The 14,327-nt window shown below is 70.7% G+C and carries 13 protein-coding genes; 8 read left to right on the top strand and 5 right to left on the bottom strand.

Going from position 1 to position 14,327, the window contains the following annotated elements; all coding sequences use genetic code 11:
- Positions 1-238: 238 nt before the first annotated feature.
- Positions 239-1,159, top strand: coding sequence for a heme o synthase (locus ACFVHK_RS11415; protein ID WP_376928913.1), 921 nt, complete (start codon positions 239-241; stop codon positions 1,157-1,159).
- A 165-nt stretch (positions 1,160-1,324) separates the two neighbouring features.
- On the opposite strand, the gene ACFVHK_RS11410 is transcribed toward ACFVHK_RS11415, so the two are convergent.
- A complete protein-coding gene (locus tag ACFVHK_RS11410; RefSeq protein WP_376928912.1) occupies positions 1,325-1,576 on the bottom strand; it encodes a hypothetical protein in 252 nt (83 codons plus the stop codon).
- A 144-nt stretch (positions 1,577-1,720) separates the two neighbouring features.
- Between ACFVHK_RS11410 and ACFVHK_RS11405 the strand changes: the two genes are divergently transcribed.
- Positions 1,721-4,639 carry a helix-turn-helix transcriptional regulator gene (locus ACFVHK_RS11405; RefSeq protein ID WP_376928911.1) on the top strand — a complete coding sequence of 973 codons (2,919 nt, stop codon included), beginning with the start codon at positions 1,721-1,723 and terminating at the stop codon, positions 4,637-4,639.
- Positions 4,640-4,648: 9 nt separating this feature from the next.
- Here ACFVHK_RS11405 and ACFVHK_RS11400 read toward each other — a convergent pair whose 3' ends face one another.
- On the bottom strand, positions 4,649-5,587 hold the full coding sequence (locus ACFVHK_RS11400) for a COX15/CtaA family protein (protein ID WP_376928910.1): 939 nt from the start codon (positions 5,585-5,587) through the stop codon (positions 4,649-4,651).
- A 246-nt stretch (positions 5,588-5,833) separates the two neighbouring features.
- On the opposite strand from ACFVHK_RS11400, the gene sufB reads away from it, so the two are divergent.
- The 6 genes from sufB (at position 5,834) to ACFVHK_RS11370 (ending at position 10,850) form a co-directional block, all read left to right on the top strand.
- Positions 5,834-7,252, top strand: a complete 1,419-nt coding sequence (sufB, locus tag ACFVHK_RS11395; RefSeq protein ID WP_129233029.1) for a Fe-S cluster assembly protein SufB — start codon at positions 5,834-5,836, stop codon at positions 7,250-7,252.
- A gap of 15 nt (positions 7,253-7,267) precedes the next feature.
- A complete protein-coding gene (gene sufD, locus ACFVHK_RS11390) occupies positions 7,268-8,437 on the top strand; it encodes a Fe-S cluster assembly protein SufD (protein ID WP_376928909.1) in 1,170 nt (389 codons plus the stop codon).
- Between the two features lies 1 nt (position 8,438).
- On the top strand, positions 8,439-8,765 hold the full coding sequence (locus ACFVHK_RS11385) for a non-heme iron oxygenase ferredoxin subunit (protein ID WP_376928908.1): 327 nt from the start codon (positions 8,439-8,441) through the stop codon (positions 8,763-8,765).
- A 58-nt stretch (positions 8,766-8,823) separates the two neighbouring features.
- A complete protein-coding gene (sufC, locus tag ACFVHK_RS11380; RefSeq protein ID WP_129233032.1) occupies positions 8,824-9,591 on the top strand; it encodes a Fe-S cluster assembly ATPase SufC in 768 nt (255 codons plus the stop codon).
- Between the two features lie 19 nt (positions 9,592-9,610).
- Complete coding sequence (locus tag ACFVHK_RS11375) at positions 9,611-9,940, top strand: metal-sulfur cluster assembly factor (protein WP_129233033.1); 330 nt, start codon at positions 9,611-9,613, stop codon at positions 9,938-9,940.
- A gap of 88 nt (positions 9,941-10,028) precedes the next feature.
- Complete coding sequence (locus ACFVHK_RS11370) at positions 10,029-10,850, top strand: methyltransferase domain-containing protein (protein ID WP_376928907.1); 822 nt, start codon at positions 10,029-10,031, stop codon at positions 10,848-10,850.
- A 25-nt stretch (positions 10,851-10,875) separates the two neighbouring features.
- Here the strand turns inward: ACFVHK_RS11370 and ACFVHK_RS11365 are convergent, their stop codons facing one another.
- The 3 genes from ACFVHK_RS11365 to valS are packed head-to-tail and all read right to left on the bottom strand — an operon-like array spanning position 10,876 to position 14,143.
- Positions 10,876-11,106 (bottom strand): hypothetical protein, encoded by a 231-nt coding sequence (locus ACFVHK_RS11365; RefSeq protein ID WP_129233035.1) that lies wholly within the window; start codon positions 11,104-11,106, stop codon positions 10,876-10,878.
- Positions 11,106-11,552 carry a GNAT family N-acetyltransferase gene (locus tag ACFVHK_RS11360; protein ID WP_376928906.1) on the bottom strand — a complete coding sequence of 149 codons (447 nt, stop codon included), beginning with the start codon at positions 11,550-11,552 and terminating at the stop codon, positions 11,106-11,108. The genes ACFVHK_RS11365 and ACFVHK_RS11360 overlap by 1 nt, the downstream gene beginning before the upstream one ends.
- A complete protein-coding gene (valS, locus tag ACFVHK_RS11355; RefSeq protein WP_376928905.1) occupies positions 11,549-14,143 on the bottom strand; it encodes a valine--tRNA ligase in 2,595 nt (864 codons plus the stop codon). Before valS ends, ACFVHK_RS11360 begins: the two co-directional genes overlap by 4 nt.
- Positions 14,144-14,327: the final 184 nt, after the last annotated feature.

The following is a 14,327-nucleotide window of genomic DNA, read 5'->3' as shown; positions in this document are numbered from 1 at the left end:
ATTCGGCTCCCGGACCCGCCGGGAAACGCGACGGCGCGGTGGAGCCCGGGACCGATCCGGTCATGCGTCAGGTGGAGTTGCACGTCGAATCCGCGCCACCGGGCGCGCTGGGTTCAGTATATGGAGTCACCCTCACTCTATGACGGGGCTTGACGCGTCCGTCCGGCGACGATCGGATGGCCTAGAATCGAACGGGTTGCGCGCCCTGACTCGTCGGCGCGCGCCGGAAGAGGAATCAATGCAGGCCGCGCCGACCATCCGTGACGCTCGACGGACGACGAACGTGCGACGCAAGGTCGCTGCATACGTCGCACTCACCAAGCCTCGCGTGATCGAGCTCCTGCTCGTGGTGACCGCGCCGACCATGATCCTCGCCTCGAACGGCCTGCCCGACGTCTGGCTCCTGCTCGCGACGCTCATAGGCGGTGCGATGAGCGCCGGCTCCGCGGGCGCATTCAACTGCTACATCGACCGCGACATCGATCGCGTCATGAAGCGCACCAAGGGTCGCCCGCTCGTCACCGGCGAGCTCACCGACCGCGAGGCGCTGGTCTTCGCGTACGCGCTGGGCGCGGCATCCATCGCCTGGCTCTGGGTCTTCGCCAACTGGCTCGCCGCACTGCTCTCGCTCGCCGCGATCCTGCTCTACGTCGTCTTCTACAGCCTGATCCTGAAGCGGCGCACGGCGCAGAACATCGTCTGGGGCGGCGTGGCCGGCTGCATGCCCGTGCTGATCGGCTGGGCTGCGGTGACCGAGAGCCTCACCTGGGCGCCGTTCATCCTCTTCCTCATCATCTTCCTCTGGACCCCGCCGCACTACTGGCCGCTGTCGATGAAGTACAAGGACGACTACCAGGCTGCCGGCGTCCCGATGCTCGCCGTCGTGCGCGGCCGCGCGCAGGTGGGCCTGCAGGTCATCCTCTACGCGTACGCGACGGTCGCGGCCTCGCTCCTGCTCATCCCCGTCGCGGGCATGGGCCTGCTCTACTCGAGCGTCGCACTCGTGTCCGGCATCTGGTTCGTCGCCGAGTGCCACCGTCTCTACAGCCTCGCGATCCGCGGCCGGGAGGTCTCGCCGATGCGGGTCTTCCACGGCTCGATCGTCTACCTCTCGCTGCTGTTCCTCGCGGTGGGCGTCGACCCGCTGCTGCCGTTCTAGGAGCGGCACCGGACGGCAGGCGGAAGGCCTGCGCTGCGGGTCAGCGCGGGCTGAGGACCTCGGCCCGGTTGCCGGCGGGATCCCGTGTGTGCAACGGGGATGCGGTGGACGCACTGCGCCCGGAGGCTCCACCCCGTGGCCTTCGGACGCGTGCGGTCCGTGTCGTCAGTGCTGTTCCGGGATCCAGGACGGGGCGGGGACACCGGCGCCGGTGAGGTCGTCGCACCGCACGAACTGGGTGCCGATGCGTCGGAGCGCGCACCCCAGGTCGTCGGCGACCCGGACCGAGACCGCGGTCGGCGTCGGTTCGGGAGCCGGCTCCGGGCGTGCGACCGCGGGTCCGGCGGCGAGGGCGGAGAGCAGCGCGGCCGCCGAGGCGACGAGCGCCGAGGTGAGGGCGGTGGTGGTGGTGCGCATGATCGTGTTCCTTCCGGGACGGGGCCGACGGTGCGTCGACACCCACGACGATGCGGCTCGCAGCCCGGGGCCGGATCGGATCCCGGCCCTGAGATGGGTGACCAAAGACCTGATTCTCGAGAGCGCCGATGTCAGACTGGTCGGGTGGTCGTGCCAGCCGCGACCGCCGGGCCGCAATTGGTCGGCCGCGAGCGGGAGCTCGACATCGTGGATCGCCTCCTCGACCGGGCATGGGGCGAGGAGGCGCAGACCCTCGTCGTGTCCGGCGACGCCGGCGTCGGCAAGACCGCACTCGTCGCCACGGCGTGCGCGCTTCGGAGCGAAGTCGCTGAGACCCTCGTCGGGGCGTGCCTGCCGCTCACGTCGATGTCCATCCCGTTCCTCCCGATCCGGTCGGCGCTCCGCGCGAACACCCGGCTCACGCCGCCGCCCCTCGTGGCCGCCGACGGCGCGGGCCGCGACTTCGCAGTGCGCTTCGATGCGTGGCTCGACGAACAGTGCGCGCGGCGTCCGCTCGCACTTGTCGTCGACGACGTCCAGTGGGCGGATCGCAGCACGCTCGACACGCTCATGTACGCCATCGCGGGTCCGGCGTCGCGTCGCCTCGCGATCGTCGTCACGCTGCGCGCCGGCGAGGTCGGGCTCGGTCATCCGCTGAAGCGCTGGCTGGCCGACGTCCGTCGTCTTCCGCGAACCGTCCAACTCGAGCTCGGCCCGCTCGATCGTGCGGGGACGGCCGGGCAGGTTCAGGCCGTGCTGCGCACATCACCGCACCAATCGCTGATCGACGACGTCCACGCGCGCAGCCGGGGCAACCCGTACTTCACCCGCCTGCTCGTCACCGGGCTCGCGCCCGACGCGCGTGCCGTGCCCGCCTCGTTCCCGGCGGACCTCAGTTCCGCGGTGCTGCAGTCCTGGTACCGGCTCTCGAAGCCGACCAGGGAAGTGGCGACGGTGCTCGCGGTCGGCGGGCGGGCGATGCGCGCCGACGACCTGGCCGCGGTCGTCGGCGCAGCGGATGTCGCCGCGACCCGTTCGCTGCTGCTCGAAGCGGTCGATGCCGGAACGCTCGACCTGATCGACGATGGCGGCTTCTGGTTCCATCATCCGCTCAACGCGGAGGTGCTCGAGGCCGCACTCGGCGCCGACGAGCGGCGCGAGTGGCATCGACGCTTCGCCGACGCGATCGAGGCCGGCGGCGCTGCCGAGGCCTCGGTGTCGTCCGCGGTCGCCGTCGCCGACCACCGACACCGTGCCGGGCAGCAGCGGGCTGCACTCGACTGGGCCCTGCGTGCCGCGAGCGCAGCTCGCGAGTCCGAGGGGACTGCCGAGGAGCTGCGCCTACTCCGCCGGGCCGTCGACCTCCGTGCCCGGTTGCCGGGTCGCGATCCGACGATGGAGGAGCTGCTGCAGCGGCTCCGCCGCGCCGCGGAGGATGCCGGCGCCACCGCGGAGGAGCTCGATGCGGTCGAGATGCTCCTCGACCGGATCGATGAGGATGGCGATCCGCTGCAGGCTGCTGCGCTGCGCGTGCGTCGAACCCACCTTCAGTTCATGCGGGGGCTCGCCTTCGCCGACGTGGCGGAGCTGGAGCATGCCGTTCGACTCGCGTCGGCCGACACCGCCAGCCCCGAGTATGCGCTGGCCCTGGCCGAGCTCGCGCAGGCAGAACGGTGGCGCGGGTTGCCGGCCGCGGAAGACCACGCTGCAGCCGCCCTGGCGCATGCGCGCGCCTCCGGCGATCCGAGGGCGCTCTCGTTCGCCCTGAGCGTGAGGTCCATGACTGCGACCTTCGCGGGCGACATCGAGGAGGCCGCAGGCTTCGGCCGCGACGCGCTCGCGCCTGCGTTGGAAGCGCGGGACTGGTTCGCGTACGTGCACGCGTCGATGTGGGCGGCCAACGCGATCGAGACGTGGGCGAGCGCGGCGTACGCCGTACGGATCGGAGCGAACCGGCGCGAGCTCGAGGCGAACGGCGGCCCCCATGCCTACCTCGCCTGGCTCTCGGCCGCTGAGGCCAATTCGCGCCTCGCGAGCGGTGCATGGAGAGAGGCCGACGAGCGGCTCCGTGTCGCGCTCGGGTCCGATCCGGGCCCACTGGGCGACATCGAGGCGCGCCTGGCCGCGGCTCGACTGGCCCTGCTCCAGGGACAGCAGCGTGAGGCCGAGGCCCACATGCGGCGCGTCGGCGAGCTCGTCGTCGACGGGTCGGCGTTTCTGCCCTTCGAGTACGACGCGGTGCGCGCGGAGGTCCGCCTCGCGGCAGGGGACGCCCCCGGTGCATACGATGCCGCGCTCACGGGGGCCGTCGACCGGGGCACGGCGCCGACGATGGCCGAGTGGCTCATGCCGTTCGCCGCCCGCGCCCTCGCCGACCAGGCGCAGTCCGCGCGCGATGCCGGCGAAGCCGTCCAAGACGTGCTCGAGCGGCTCGACGCGCTCGTCGAGCGGTTCCCGCACGTCATCGAGGACGTCGGGACGACGACGGAGCTCATGCGACTGCAGGTCGCCGCGCTCGACGGCCTGTACGCTGCCGAGTGCGCCCGGGCGCGTGCCGCGCCCGATGCCGCCGGTGCGTGGTCGCTCGCGGTGTCGCAATGCGCGTCCGCCCGTCTCCCCTGGGAGGAGGCGTACGCCCGCTGGCGCGCATCCGAGGCGCTCCTCGGGCGAGGGGGCGACCGGCCTGCCGGGGTCCAAATGCTGCGATCGGGGCTGGCGCTCGCGCAACGGCTCCGGGCACGGCCGGTCGAGGAGGAACTTCTCGACATCGCACGCCGGGCCCGGGTGCCCGTCGACGAGCCGGATCCGGTGACGCCGGACCGCGCATCAGGCGTACCAGGGCTCACCGAACGCGAGCGCGAGGTCCTTGCGCTCATCGCGGTCGGCCGGACCTACTCCGACATCGCGCGCTCACTGGTCATCAGCGAGAAGACGGTGAGCACGCACGTCTCGCACCTGCTTGCCAAGACCGGGGCAGCGAACCGAGTCGAACTCGCCCGACTGGTCCACCGCCTCGGCGCCGACGAGGGCGCGGGCGACGTCGGCGGTACCGCTGCGAGGTGACTCGACGGCTCAGCGAGCGGATGCCGCCACGGGTGCGTCGTCGGCGGAGGCATCCGTCGCCACCGGGCGCTTCAGCTTCAGCACCACGACGGTCATCGTCGCGGCCATGAGCGCCGCGAGGACCATGTGGACGCCGACGGCGAGCGGCGGGAGGCCGTTCCGCGCCTGGTAGAGGCCCACGGCGATCTGGACGAGTTCGATCGCGAGCAGCGCCACCATCCATCGGGCGACCTGGAGCCGCAGGCGCCACGCGGCGGTCGCGAGGACGACCGTCAGGGCGAAGAGGGCGTAGCCGGGCCACGCGTGCACGTGCTCGAGGAGCTCGGCGTTGAAGCCGGTGCGTCCGGCGTCGGCGTCGCCGGAGTGCGGACCGGAGGCCGTGGTGAGGACGCCGAAGACGATCGAGATCGCGAGCACCGCGGTCGTCGCGTGCGTCAGGGTGGCGAACCAGCGCGGCGCGGCGGGTTCGCGGGCGCCGGGCGTCGCGTCGAGGCGGACCAGGTAGGCGGCCGTCACGCAGACGAGCACGAGCGAGGCGACGTAGTGGAATCCGACGATGAAGGGGTTGAGGCCGGTCCACACGGTGACGCCGCCCACGACGGCCTGCGCGATGATGCCGAGCAGCACGATCACCGCGAGCCGCCAGAGGTCGCGGCGCTCGCGCCGCAGGCGCCAGATCGAGAGCAGCACGAGCAACGCGACGATGCCGACGACGCCGGTCATGAGTCGGTTGCCGAATTCGATCACGCCGTGGATGCCCATCTCGGGCGTCGTGACGAGGGAGTCGGCCGTGCACATCGGCCAGGTCGGGCAGCCCAGCCCGGACCCGGTGAGGCGGACCGCACCGCCCGTGGCGATGATGATCGTCTGGGCGAGGAACGACAGCCACGCGGCGACGCGCACGCGGCGGTCGATGCGGTCGGGCAGCCAGGCGATGACGCGGTTCACGGCTCGACGAGTTCCTGATCCGGGTCGGAGTGTGAGGGTTCTGGGAGTCGGGACTCCGGGACCTTCGACCCTATAGACTTGGTTGGTTGACGCGGTTCCGCGCGCGAGTGCGGCGCGGCGCATCACCATTGTAGGTTCGCGACGAAGCCACCCGCACATCACCCCACGACCGAACCGGCACCTCGACCGGAAGGCCGGGGGTGGGCCGGACTGATAGCCGGTGCGCGGGAGGAGAAGAGGGAGAGCATGACGGACGTACTCATCGACCGCCCCGAGTTGGAGGGGCTCGGCACGTACGAGTTCGGCTGGTCCGACTCCGATGTCGCCGGCGCATCCGCTCGCCGCGGCCTGGCGCCCGAAGTGGTGGCCGACATCTCGCGCCTGAAGGACGAACCCGAGTGGATGCTCCAGCGTCGCATGCGCGGGCTGCAGCTGTTCGACCGCAAGCCGATGCCGTCCTGGGGCGCCGACCTGTCGGACATCGACTTCGACAACATCAAGTACTTCGTCAGGTCCACCGAGAAGCAGGCCCAGACCTGGGAGGACCTGCCCGAGGACATCCGCAACACCTACGAGCGCCTCGGCATCCCCGAGGCCGAGCGCCAGCGCCTCGTCGCGGGCGTCGCCGCCCAGTACGAGTCGGAGGTCGTCTACCACCAGATCCGCGAGGACCTGGAGGAGCAGGGCGTCATCTTCCTCGACACCGACACGGCGCTGCGCGAGCACCCGGAGATCTTCCAGGAGTACTTCGGCACCGTCATCCCGGCGGGCGACAACAAGTTCGCTGCGCTGAACACCGCGGTCTGGTCCGGCGGGTCGTTCGTCTACGTCCCGAAGGGCGTGCACGTCGAGATCCCGCTGCAGGCCTACTTCCGGATCAACACCGAGAACATGGGCCAGTTCGAGCGGACCCTGATCATCGCCGACGAGGACAGCTACGTCCACTACATCGAGGGCTGCACCGCCCCGATCTACAAGTCCGACTCGCTGCACTCGGCGGTCGTCGAGATCATCGTGAAGAAGAACGCCCGCGTGCGGTACACGACGATCCAGAACTGGTCGAACAACGTCTACAACCTCGTGACCAAGCGCGCCGTCGCGCACGAGGGCGCCACCATGGAGTGGGTCGACGGAAACATCGGCTCGAAGGTCACGATGAAGTACCCGTCGATCTTCCTCATGGGCGAGCACGCCAAGGGCGAGACCCTCTCGGTCGCGTTCGCGGGCCCGGGCCAGCACCAGGACGCCGGCGCGAAGATGATCCACATGGCGCCGTACACGCAGTCGTCGATCGTCTCCAAGTCGATCGCGCGCGGCGGAGGGCGCGCGGGCTACCGCGGCGAGGTGCGGGTGGATGCCAACGCGCACCACTCGGCGAACACCGTGCGCTGCGACGCCCTGCTCGTCGACACCATCTCCCGTTCCGACACCTACCCGGCGATCGACATCCGCGTCGACGACGTGCAGCTCGGCCACGAGGCCACGGTCTCGAAGGTCAGCGAGGAGCAGCTCTTCTACCTCATGTCGCGCGGCCTCCCCGAGGACGAGGCGATGGCCATGATCGTGCGCGGCTTCATCGAGCCGATCGCGCGCGAGCTGCCCATGGAGTACGCGATGGAACTCAACAAGCTCATCGAGATGGGCATGGAAGGATCGGTCGGCTAACAGATGAGCACCGCGATGCAGAGCACCGCCATGCCCACCGCAGAGCAGCACGGTTTCCGCGCCCACTCCGACGGTCCGGTCGTGCCGGTCCAGACCCGGTCGGAGCGCTTCCGCTCCACCGAGGTCGCCGACTTCGCCCCCGTCACGGGGCGCGAGCACGAGTGGAAGTACTCGCCGGTGGCGACCTTCGCCGACCTGATCTCCGGCGACCTCGACGGCTCGCGCCTCGAGGTGTCGTCGACGGATGCCGCAGGCGTCGCCCTCTCCTGGATCGCCCGCGACGACGCCCGCATCGGGCGCGCGGGCATCCCCGAGGAGCGGGCGTCGGCCAACGCCTGGTCGAGCTTCGACGAGGCGCTCCTCGTCGAGGTCTCGGGCGAGGAGGCGAAGACCGTCACCGTCACCCGCTCCGACCTCGGCACGAGCCCGCGCGCCGCTCACACCGTGATCGAGGCAGCGCCGTTCAGCCGCGGGCTGGTCGTGCTGCGCGGCATCGGCGACGGACGGCTCACCGAGAACGTCGAGATCGTCGTCGGCGAGGGGGCGAACCTCGAGGTCGTCTCGCTCCAGGAGTGGAGCGACGAGTCGGTCCACCTCGCGAGCCACTTCGCGCGCATCGGCCGTGATGCCAGGCTCAAGCACATCGTCGTCTCGCTCGGCGGCAAGGTCGTGCGCGTGAACCCGTCGACGCACCTCGCCGAGCAGGGTTCCGACGTCGAGGCGCTCGGGCTCTACTTCTCCGACGCCGGCCAGCACCTCGAGCAGCAGGTGTTCGTGCACCACGATGCACCGCACACCCGTTCGCGCGTGACGTACAAGGGCGCGCTGCAGGGCGAGGGCGCGCGCAGCGTCTGGATCGGCGACGTGCTCATCGGCAATGCCGCGACCGGCACCGACAGCTACGAGCAGAACCGCAACCTCGTCCTGACGGACGGCACGCGCGCGGACTCGGTCCCGAACCTCGAGATCGAAACCGGCGACATCGAGGGCGCCGGCCACGCGTCGGCGACCGGCCGGTTCGACGACGAGCAGCTGTTCTACCTGCAGGCGCGAGGAATCCCCGAGGAGGAGGCGCGCCGTCTCGTGGTCCGCGGGTTCCTCATCGAGGTCGTCCAGCAGATCGGCGACGCCGAACTCGAGGAGCGTCTCATCCGGGCGCTCGAAGCGGAACTCCAGGGGAGCTGACGTGGCATCCACTCGCGTGTGCGGGGTCGACGACCTCGCCGTCAATGAGGCGCAGAAGTTCGTGGTCGACGGCGTGCCCATCGCGGTCGTCAAGGACTCGGCCGGCGCCATCTTCGCCATCGGCGACACCTGCACTCACGGCGACATCTCGCTCTCCGAGGGGTTCGTCGAGGACGACACGCTCGAGTGCTGGGCCCACGGCTCGAAGTTCTCCCTCCTCACGGGCAAGCCGCTCACGCTGCCGGCGTACGAGCCCGTCCCCGTCTACCAGGTCGAGATCACCGACGGGGGCGTGTTCATCGACCCCACGGTGAAGCTCGCCGTCTGACCCACCTGCCTCCCGGCCCTCGCGGCCGGACACGAACCGAAAGAGACACCGAATCACCATGTCCGTGCTCGAGATCAAGAACCTGCACGTCAACGTCGAGACCGACCAGGGCACCCGCGAGATCCTCCGCGGCGTCGACCTGACCATCCGCGAGGGCGAGATCCACGCGATCATGGGGCCGAACGGCTCCGGCAAGTCGACGCTCGCCTACACGATCGCCGGCCACCCCAAGTACACCGTCGTCCAGGGCGAGATCCTGCTCGACGGCGAGAACGTGCTCGAGATGTCCGTCGACGAGCGCGCCCGCGCCGGAATGTTCCTGGCGATGCAGTACCCGGTCGAGATCCCGGGCGTCACGGTCACGAACTTCCTCCGCACCGCGAAGACCGCGATCGACGGCGAGGCGCCGTCGATCCGCACGTGGCTGAAGGACGTCCGCGGCGCGATGTCGAACCTCAAGATGGACTCGGCCTTCGCCGAGCGCAACGTCAACGAGGGGTTCTCGGGCGGCGAGAAGAAGCGCAACGAGATCCTCCAGCTCGAGCTGCTGAAGCCGAAGTTCGCGGTGCTCGACGAGACCGACTCGGGCCTCGACGTCGACGCGCTCAAGGTCGTCTCCGAGGGCGTGAACCGCGCTCACGCGAACACCGGCCTGGGCATCCTGCTCATCACGCACTACACGCGCATCCTCCGCTACATCACGCCCGACTTCGTGCACGTGTTCGTCGCCGGCCGGATCGCCGAGCAGGGCGGTCCCGAGCTCGCCGACCGGCTCGAGGAGGAGGGCTACGACCGCTACCACGTCGCCGAGTCGGCGACGCAGTAATCGGGCGTAGGCTGGACGCATGGTCACCTCACTCGCACCCGAGCGCTACGACCAGATCAGCGAGGCGCTGAAGGACGTCGTCGACCCCGAGCTCGGCGTCAACATCGTCGATCTGGGCCTCATCTACGACCTGAACTGGGACGACGAGAACGACGCACTCGTCGTCAACATGACCCTGACGAGCGCCGGCTGCCCGCTCACCGACGTCATCGAGGAGCAGACCGCCGAGGCGCTCGACGGCACCGTCGAGCGGTTCCGCATCAACTGGGTGTGGATGCCGCCGTGGGGGCCCGAGCGGATCACGGACGACGGACGCGACATGATGCGTGCGCTCGGCTTCGCGATCTGAACCGAACCTCGTCGAGGGAGGTCCCGGAAGGGGCCTCCCTCGCGGCTTCCCCGGCGTGTCCGGCCCCGTCGGGGAATAGGCTCGGGGCATGCAGGGAACGGCCGCGTCCGCCCGCGACGCGTACACGCACGGTCACCACGAGAGCGTCCTCCGAGTGCACGAGTGGCGCACGGTCGAGAACTCCGCGGCGTACCTCGCGCCGCATCTCCGGGAGGGGATGCGGGTCCTCGACATCGGGAGCGGCCCGGGCACGATCACGCTCGACCTCGCCCGCCGGGTCCGACCCGGACGAGCCGTCGGCGTCGACGCATCCGCCGAGGTCGTCGCACGCGCGCAGGGACTCGCCGAGAGCGAGGGGGTTCCCAACGCGGAGTTCCGCACCGGGGACGCCTACCACCTCGACTTCCCGGACGGCGTGTTCGACGTCGTCCACGCGCACCAGGTGATGCAGCACCTGGCACGTCCCGTCGATGCCCTGCGCGAGTTCCGCCGCGTGCTGCGGCCGGGCGGCTTCCTGGCCGCACGCGACGTGGACTACGGAGGCGTGATCTGGAGCCCGGAGTCGCCCGAGCTCGCGCGCTGGCGCGAGCTGAACGAGCTCATCTGCGCCTGGAACGGCGGCGACGGCAACGCCGGGCGCCACCTCACCCGCTGGGCGCGCGCGGCAGGGTTCGCCGAGGTCGAGTCGAGCGGCTCCGTGTGGGTGTTCTCGTCGGACCGCGACCGTGAGTGGTGGGGCGGCAATTGGGCGCAGCGCGCGCTGCACTCGACTTTCGCGGCGCACGCGATCGAGTCCGGGCACGCGTCCCGCGCCGAACTCGAGGCGATCTCCTCGGCCTGGAGCCGCTGGGCTGCGGATCCCGACGGGTGGTTCCTCATGCCGCACGGCGAGGTCCTCGCGCGCGCGTAGGGCCGGGCCGGAACCCGACCGCCTACTACCAGTCGTCGCCGTCGTCGACGGCGCCGCCACCGCTCGGGTGCTCGAGCGTCACGACCGTGCCGTCGTCGAGCTCGGCGATCGGCCGGCCCTCCAGCCACGTCAGCGTCCAATGCCGGCCGGCGCCGTCGGGGGTGCCGGACTCGGCCGCCGCGATGCCGGGGCGGAGCTCCATCGGCACGGATCGCGGCGGCTCGTCGCCGAAGGCCCAACGTGTGCCCAACTGCATCAGATCTCCATCTCGAACACGATCCCGGGGGAGCGGCGGGCGATCTCGTCGGAGAGGCGCAGCCCGTCGACGTCACCGGGGTCGCTGGTCCAGGTGATGCGCGTCGCATGCATCTCGCCCGCCAGCGCGCGGACCCGTTCGAGGAGCCGTCCGGCGACGCCGTTCCGGCGGTGCGCCTCGACGACGTAGAGGTCGTCCACGACGATGCCGATGCTCGCGTCGAGGGTGCGGGGCTCGGGGTGCGCATGCACGAGACCGACGAGGGTGCCCTCGTCGTCGACGGCCACCGTCGCGCGAAGCGCGTTCCGCGGGTCCTGGATCCAGCTCCAGACGATGAGCGCCTTGGTGTCGTCGAGCCTGCGTCCGCGGTTCGCGCAGTACGCGTCGAAGAGGGGCAGCCAGGCGAAGAAGTCGTTGTCCGCGACGTCCCGCACGGTCACGCTCATGCGCTCGCCTCCTCCCTCGGGACCTCGAGCACGACGTCGCGCACCTCGAGCACCTCGGCCTCCTCGAAGCGGAGGTCGGCGATGCGACCGACGGCGCGCAGGTCGCTCGCGGCCGAGGAGAGGAGCGAGGTCGCGGCGGCGGGTGCGGCGATCACGGCGCTCGCGACCGGAGTCTTCTGCGAGGCCTTCGCGTCGGTCTTCGCGCGACGGATGCCGGTGAGGGCGAGGCTCGCGAGCTCGAGCAGCTCGACCCCCGCCTCGCCGCGCGCGGCGAGTTCGTCGACGGCCGGCCAGTCGGCCACGTGCACCGATCCGGGGTTCGACCAGCTCCAGGCCTCCTCCGCGGCATACGGGATGACCGGCGCGAACAGGCGCAGCAGCACGCTGAGCGCGGTCTTGAGCGCAGCGACCGCCGAGGCCTGCTCGGGGCTCGCCTCGCCGTACGCGCGCTCCTTCACGAGCTCGAGGTAGTCGTCGCAGAACGTCCAGAAGAAGGTCTCGGAGACCTCGAGGGCGCGCGCGTGGTCGTAGGACTCGAGCGCGCGCGTCGCCTGGTCGACGACCGTCGCGAGCCCGGCCAGCATGCTGCGATCGACGGGCACGGTCACCGCGGCATCCGCTGCGCCCTCGAAGCCGAGGATGAACTTCGCGGCGTTCAGCACCTTGATGGCGAGGCGCCGGCCGATCTTCACCTGCGTCGGGTTCTGCGGGTCGAATGCCGCGTCGGTGCCGAGTCGGGAGGACGCCGCCCAGTAGCGCACCGCGTCGGGGCCGTGCTGGTCGAGCAGGCCGGCGGGCGTGACGACGTTGCCCTTCGACTTCGACATCTTCTTCCGGTCGGGGTCGACGATGAAGCCCGAGATGGCGGCGTTCGACCAGGGTGCGACGCCGTGCTCGAGTTCGGCGCGCAGCGCCGTCGAGAAGAGCCACGTGCGGATGATGTCCTGGCCCTGCGGGCGCAGCGAGTACGGGAAGACGAGGTCGAACAGCTCGGGGTCGCGCTCCCAGCCGCCCGCGAGCTGCGGCGTCAGCGAGGAGGTCGCCCAGGTGTCCATGACGTCGTGCTCGCCGATGAAGCCGCCCGCCTGTCCGCGCTGCGACTCGTCGTATCCGGGCGCCGCCGTCGACGACGGGTCGACGGGCAGCATCTCGCGCGTGGCGACGATGGGCTCGTCGAACACCGGGTTCCCCGCGGCGTCGACGGGGTACCACACGGGGATCGGCACGCCGAAGAAGCGCTGCCGGGAGATCAGCCAGTCGCCGGAGAGCCCGCCGACCCAGTTCTCGTAGCGCACTCGCATGAAGTCGGGGTGCCAGTCGATCCCGCGACCGCGCTCCAGCAGGCGGTCCTTGAGCGCCTCGTCGCGCGCGCCGTTCACCACGTACCACTGGCGGGTCGAGACGATTTCGAGCGGGCGGTCGCCCTTCTCGAAGAACTTCACCGGGTGGGTGATCGCCTTCGGGTCGGCGAGGAGGTCGCCGCTCTCGCGGAGCAGCTCCACGACGGCCTGCTTGGCGGAGAACGCGGTCTTGCCCGCGAGCTTCGCGTACGCCTCGCGCCCGGCCTCCGTGGAGATCGCCTCGGGCGCCTCGGCGATGATGCGGCCGTCGAAGCCGATGATCGCGCGGTTCGGAAGGTCGAGCTCGCGCCACCAGACGACGTCGGTCACGTCGCCGAAGGTGCAGATCATCGCGATGCCGGTGCCCTTGTCCTTCTGCGCGAGGTGGTGCGCCACGACGGGCACCTCGACGCCGAAGACGGGGGTGGTCACGGTCGTGCCGAAGAGCGGCTGGTAGCGCTCGTCGTCGGGGTGCGCCACGAGCGCCACGCACGCGGGGATGAGCTCGGGCCGGCTGGTCTCGATCTCGACGTGACCGCCGTCGGGCTTCGCGAACGCCACGCGGTGGTAGTGGCCGGGCTGCTCGCGGTCCTCGAGCTCGGCCTGCGCGACGGCGGTGCGGAACGTGACGTCCCACAGGGTCGGGGCGAGGGCCTGGTAGGCCTCGCCGCGCTCGACGTTGCGGACGAAGGCGAGCTGCGACGTGAACAACGCCTCGTCGGCGATGGTCCGGTAGGTCTGCGTCCAGTCGACCGAGAGGCCGAGCTGGCGCCAGAGGGCCTCGAACTGCTGCTCGTCCTCGACGGTCAGTCGCTCGCACAGCTCGATGAAGTTGCGGCGGCTGATCGGCTTCTGGTCGGCGGCCTTGACGCTCTTGCCCTCGCCGCCCTCGAACGGCGGCGTGAAGTCGGCCTCGTACGGCAGGGTCGGGTCGCAGCGCACGCCGTAGTAGTTCTGCACGCGGCGCTCGGTGGGCAGGCCGTTGTCGTCCCAGCCCATCGGGTAGAACACGTGCTTGCCGCGCATGCGCTGGAATCGCGCCATGACGTCGGTGTGGGTGTAGGAGAAGACGTGGCCGATGTGCAGCGAGCCGGAGGCGGTGGGCGGCGGCGTGTCGATCGAGTAGATGGCCTCGCGGGTCGCGCCCTCGCGTTCGAACCGGTAGGTCCCCTCGGTCTCCCAGACGCCGCCCCACTTGGATTCGAGGCCCTCGAGTGCGGGCTTGTCGGGGATGCGCGCGGTGTCGGTCATGATGCTCCGGTTCGGTATGTGCGGCACCGAGTCCACTGGGGTGCCTGAATATGCGACAGTCCAGCCTACCGGAGTCGTGGGAATCCGCCGTGACCTGCGGGGACGCGGTCGGCGTGCCGTGCCGTCGGAGCCGGCGGGGCGGATGCCGCGGGCGCGCGCCGCGGCATCCGCCCCCGGTTCCTCG

Source organism: Agromyces binzhouensis (assembly GCF_042672355.1).
GTDB classification, from domain to species: Bacteria; Actinomycetota; Actinomycetes; order Actinomycetales; family Microbacteriaceae; genus Agromyces; species Agromyces binzhouensis.
Note: the sequence above shows the minus strand (reverse complement) of the source record. Positions and strands in the feature narration are given on the sequence as shown.

What these genes read in the sequence shown, in the direction of transcription:
- ACFVHK_RS11415 (WP_376928913.1), top strand. Translation starts at nt 239, where the DNA reads ATGCAGGCCGCGCCGACCATCCGTGACGCTCGACGGACGACGAACGTG.
- ACFVHK_RS11410 (WP_376928912.1), bottom strand. Translation starts at nt 1,576, where the DNA reads ATGCGCACCACCACCACCGCCCTCACCTCGGCGCTCGTCGCCTCGGCG.
- sufB (WP_129233029.1), top strand. Translation starts at nt 5,834, where the DNA reads ATGACGGACGTACTCATCGACCGCCCCGAGTTGGAGGGGCTCGGCACG.
- sufD (WP_376928909.1), top strand. Translation starts at nt 7,268, where the DNA reads ATGCAGAGCACCGCCATGCCCACCGCAGAGCAGCACGGTTTCCGCGCC.
- sufC (WP_129233032.1), top strand. Translation starts at nt 8,824, where the DNA reads ATGTCCGTGCTCGAGATCAAGAACCTGCACGTCAACGTCGAGACCGAC.
- ACFVHK_RS11375 (WP_129233033.1), top strand. Translation starts at nt 9,611, where the DNA reads ATGGTCACCTCACTCGCACCCGAGCGCTACGACCAGATCAGCGAGGCG.
- ACFVHK_RS11370 (WP_376928907.1), top strand. Translation starts at nt 10,029, where the DNA reads ATGCAGGGAACGGCCGCGTCCGCCCGCGACGCGTACACGCACGGTCAC.
- ACFVHK_RS11365 (WP_129233035.1), bottom strand. Translation starts at nt 11,106, where the DNA reads ATGCAGTTGGGCACACGTTGGGCCTTCGGCGACGAGCCGCCGCGATCC.
- ACFVHK_RS11360 (WP_376928906.1), bottom strand. Translation starts at nt 11,552, where the DNA reads ATGAGCGTGACCGTGCGGGACGTCGCGGACAACGACTTCTTCGCCTGG.
- valS (WP_376928905.1), bottom strand. Translation starts at nt 14,143, where the DNA reads ATGACCGACACCGCGCGCATCCCCGACAAGCCCGCACTCGAGGGCCTC.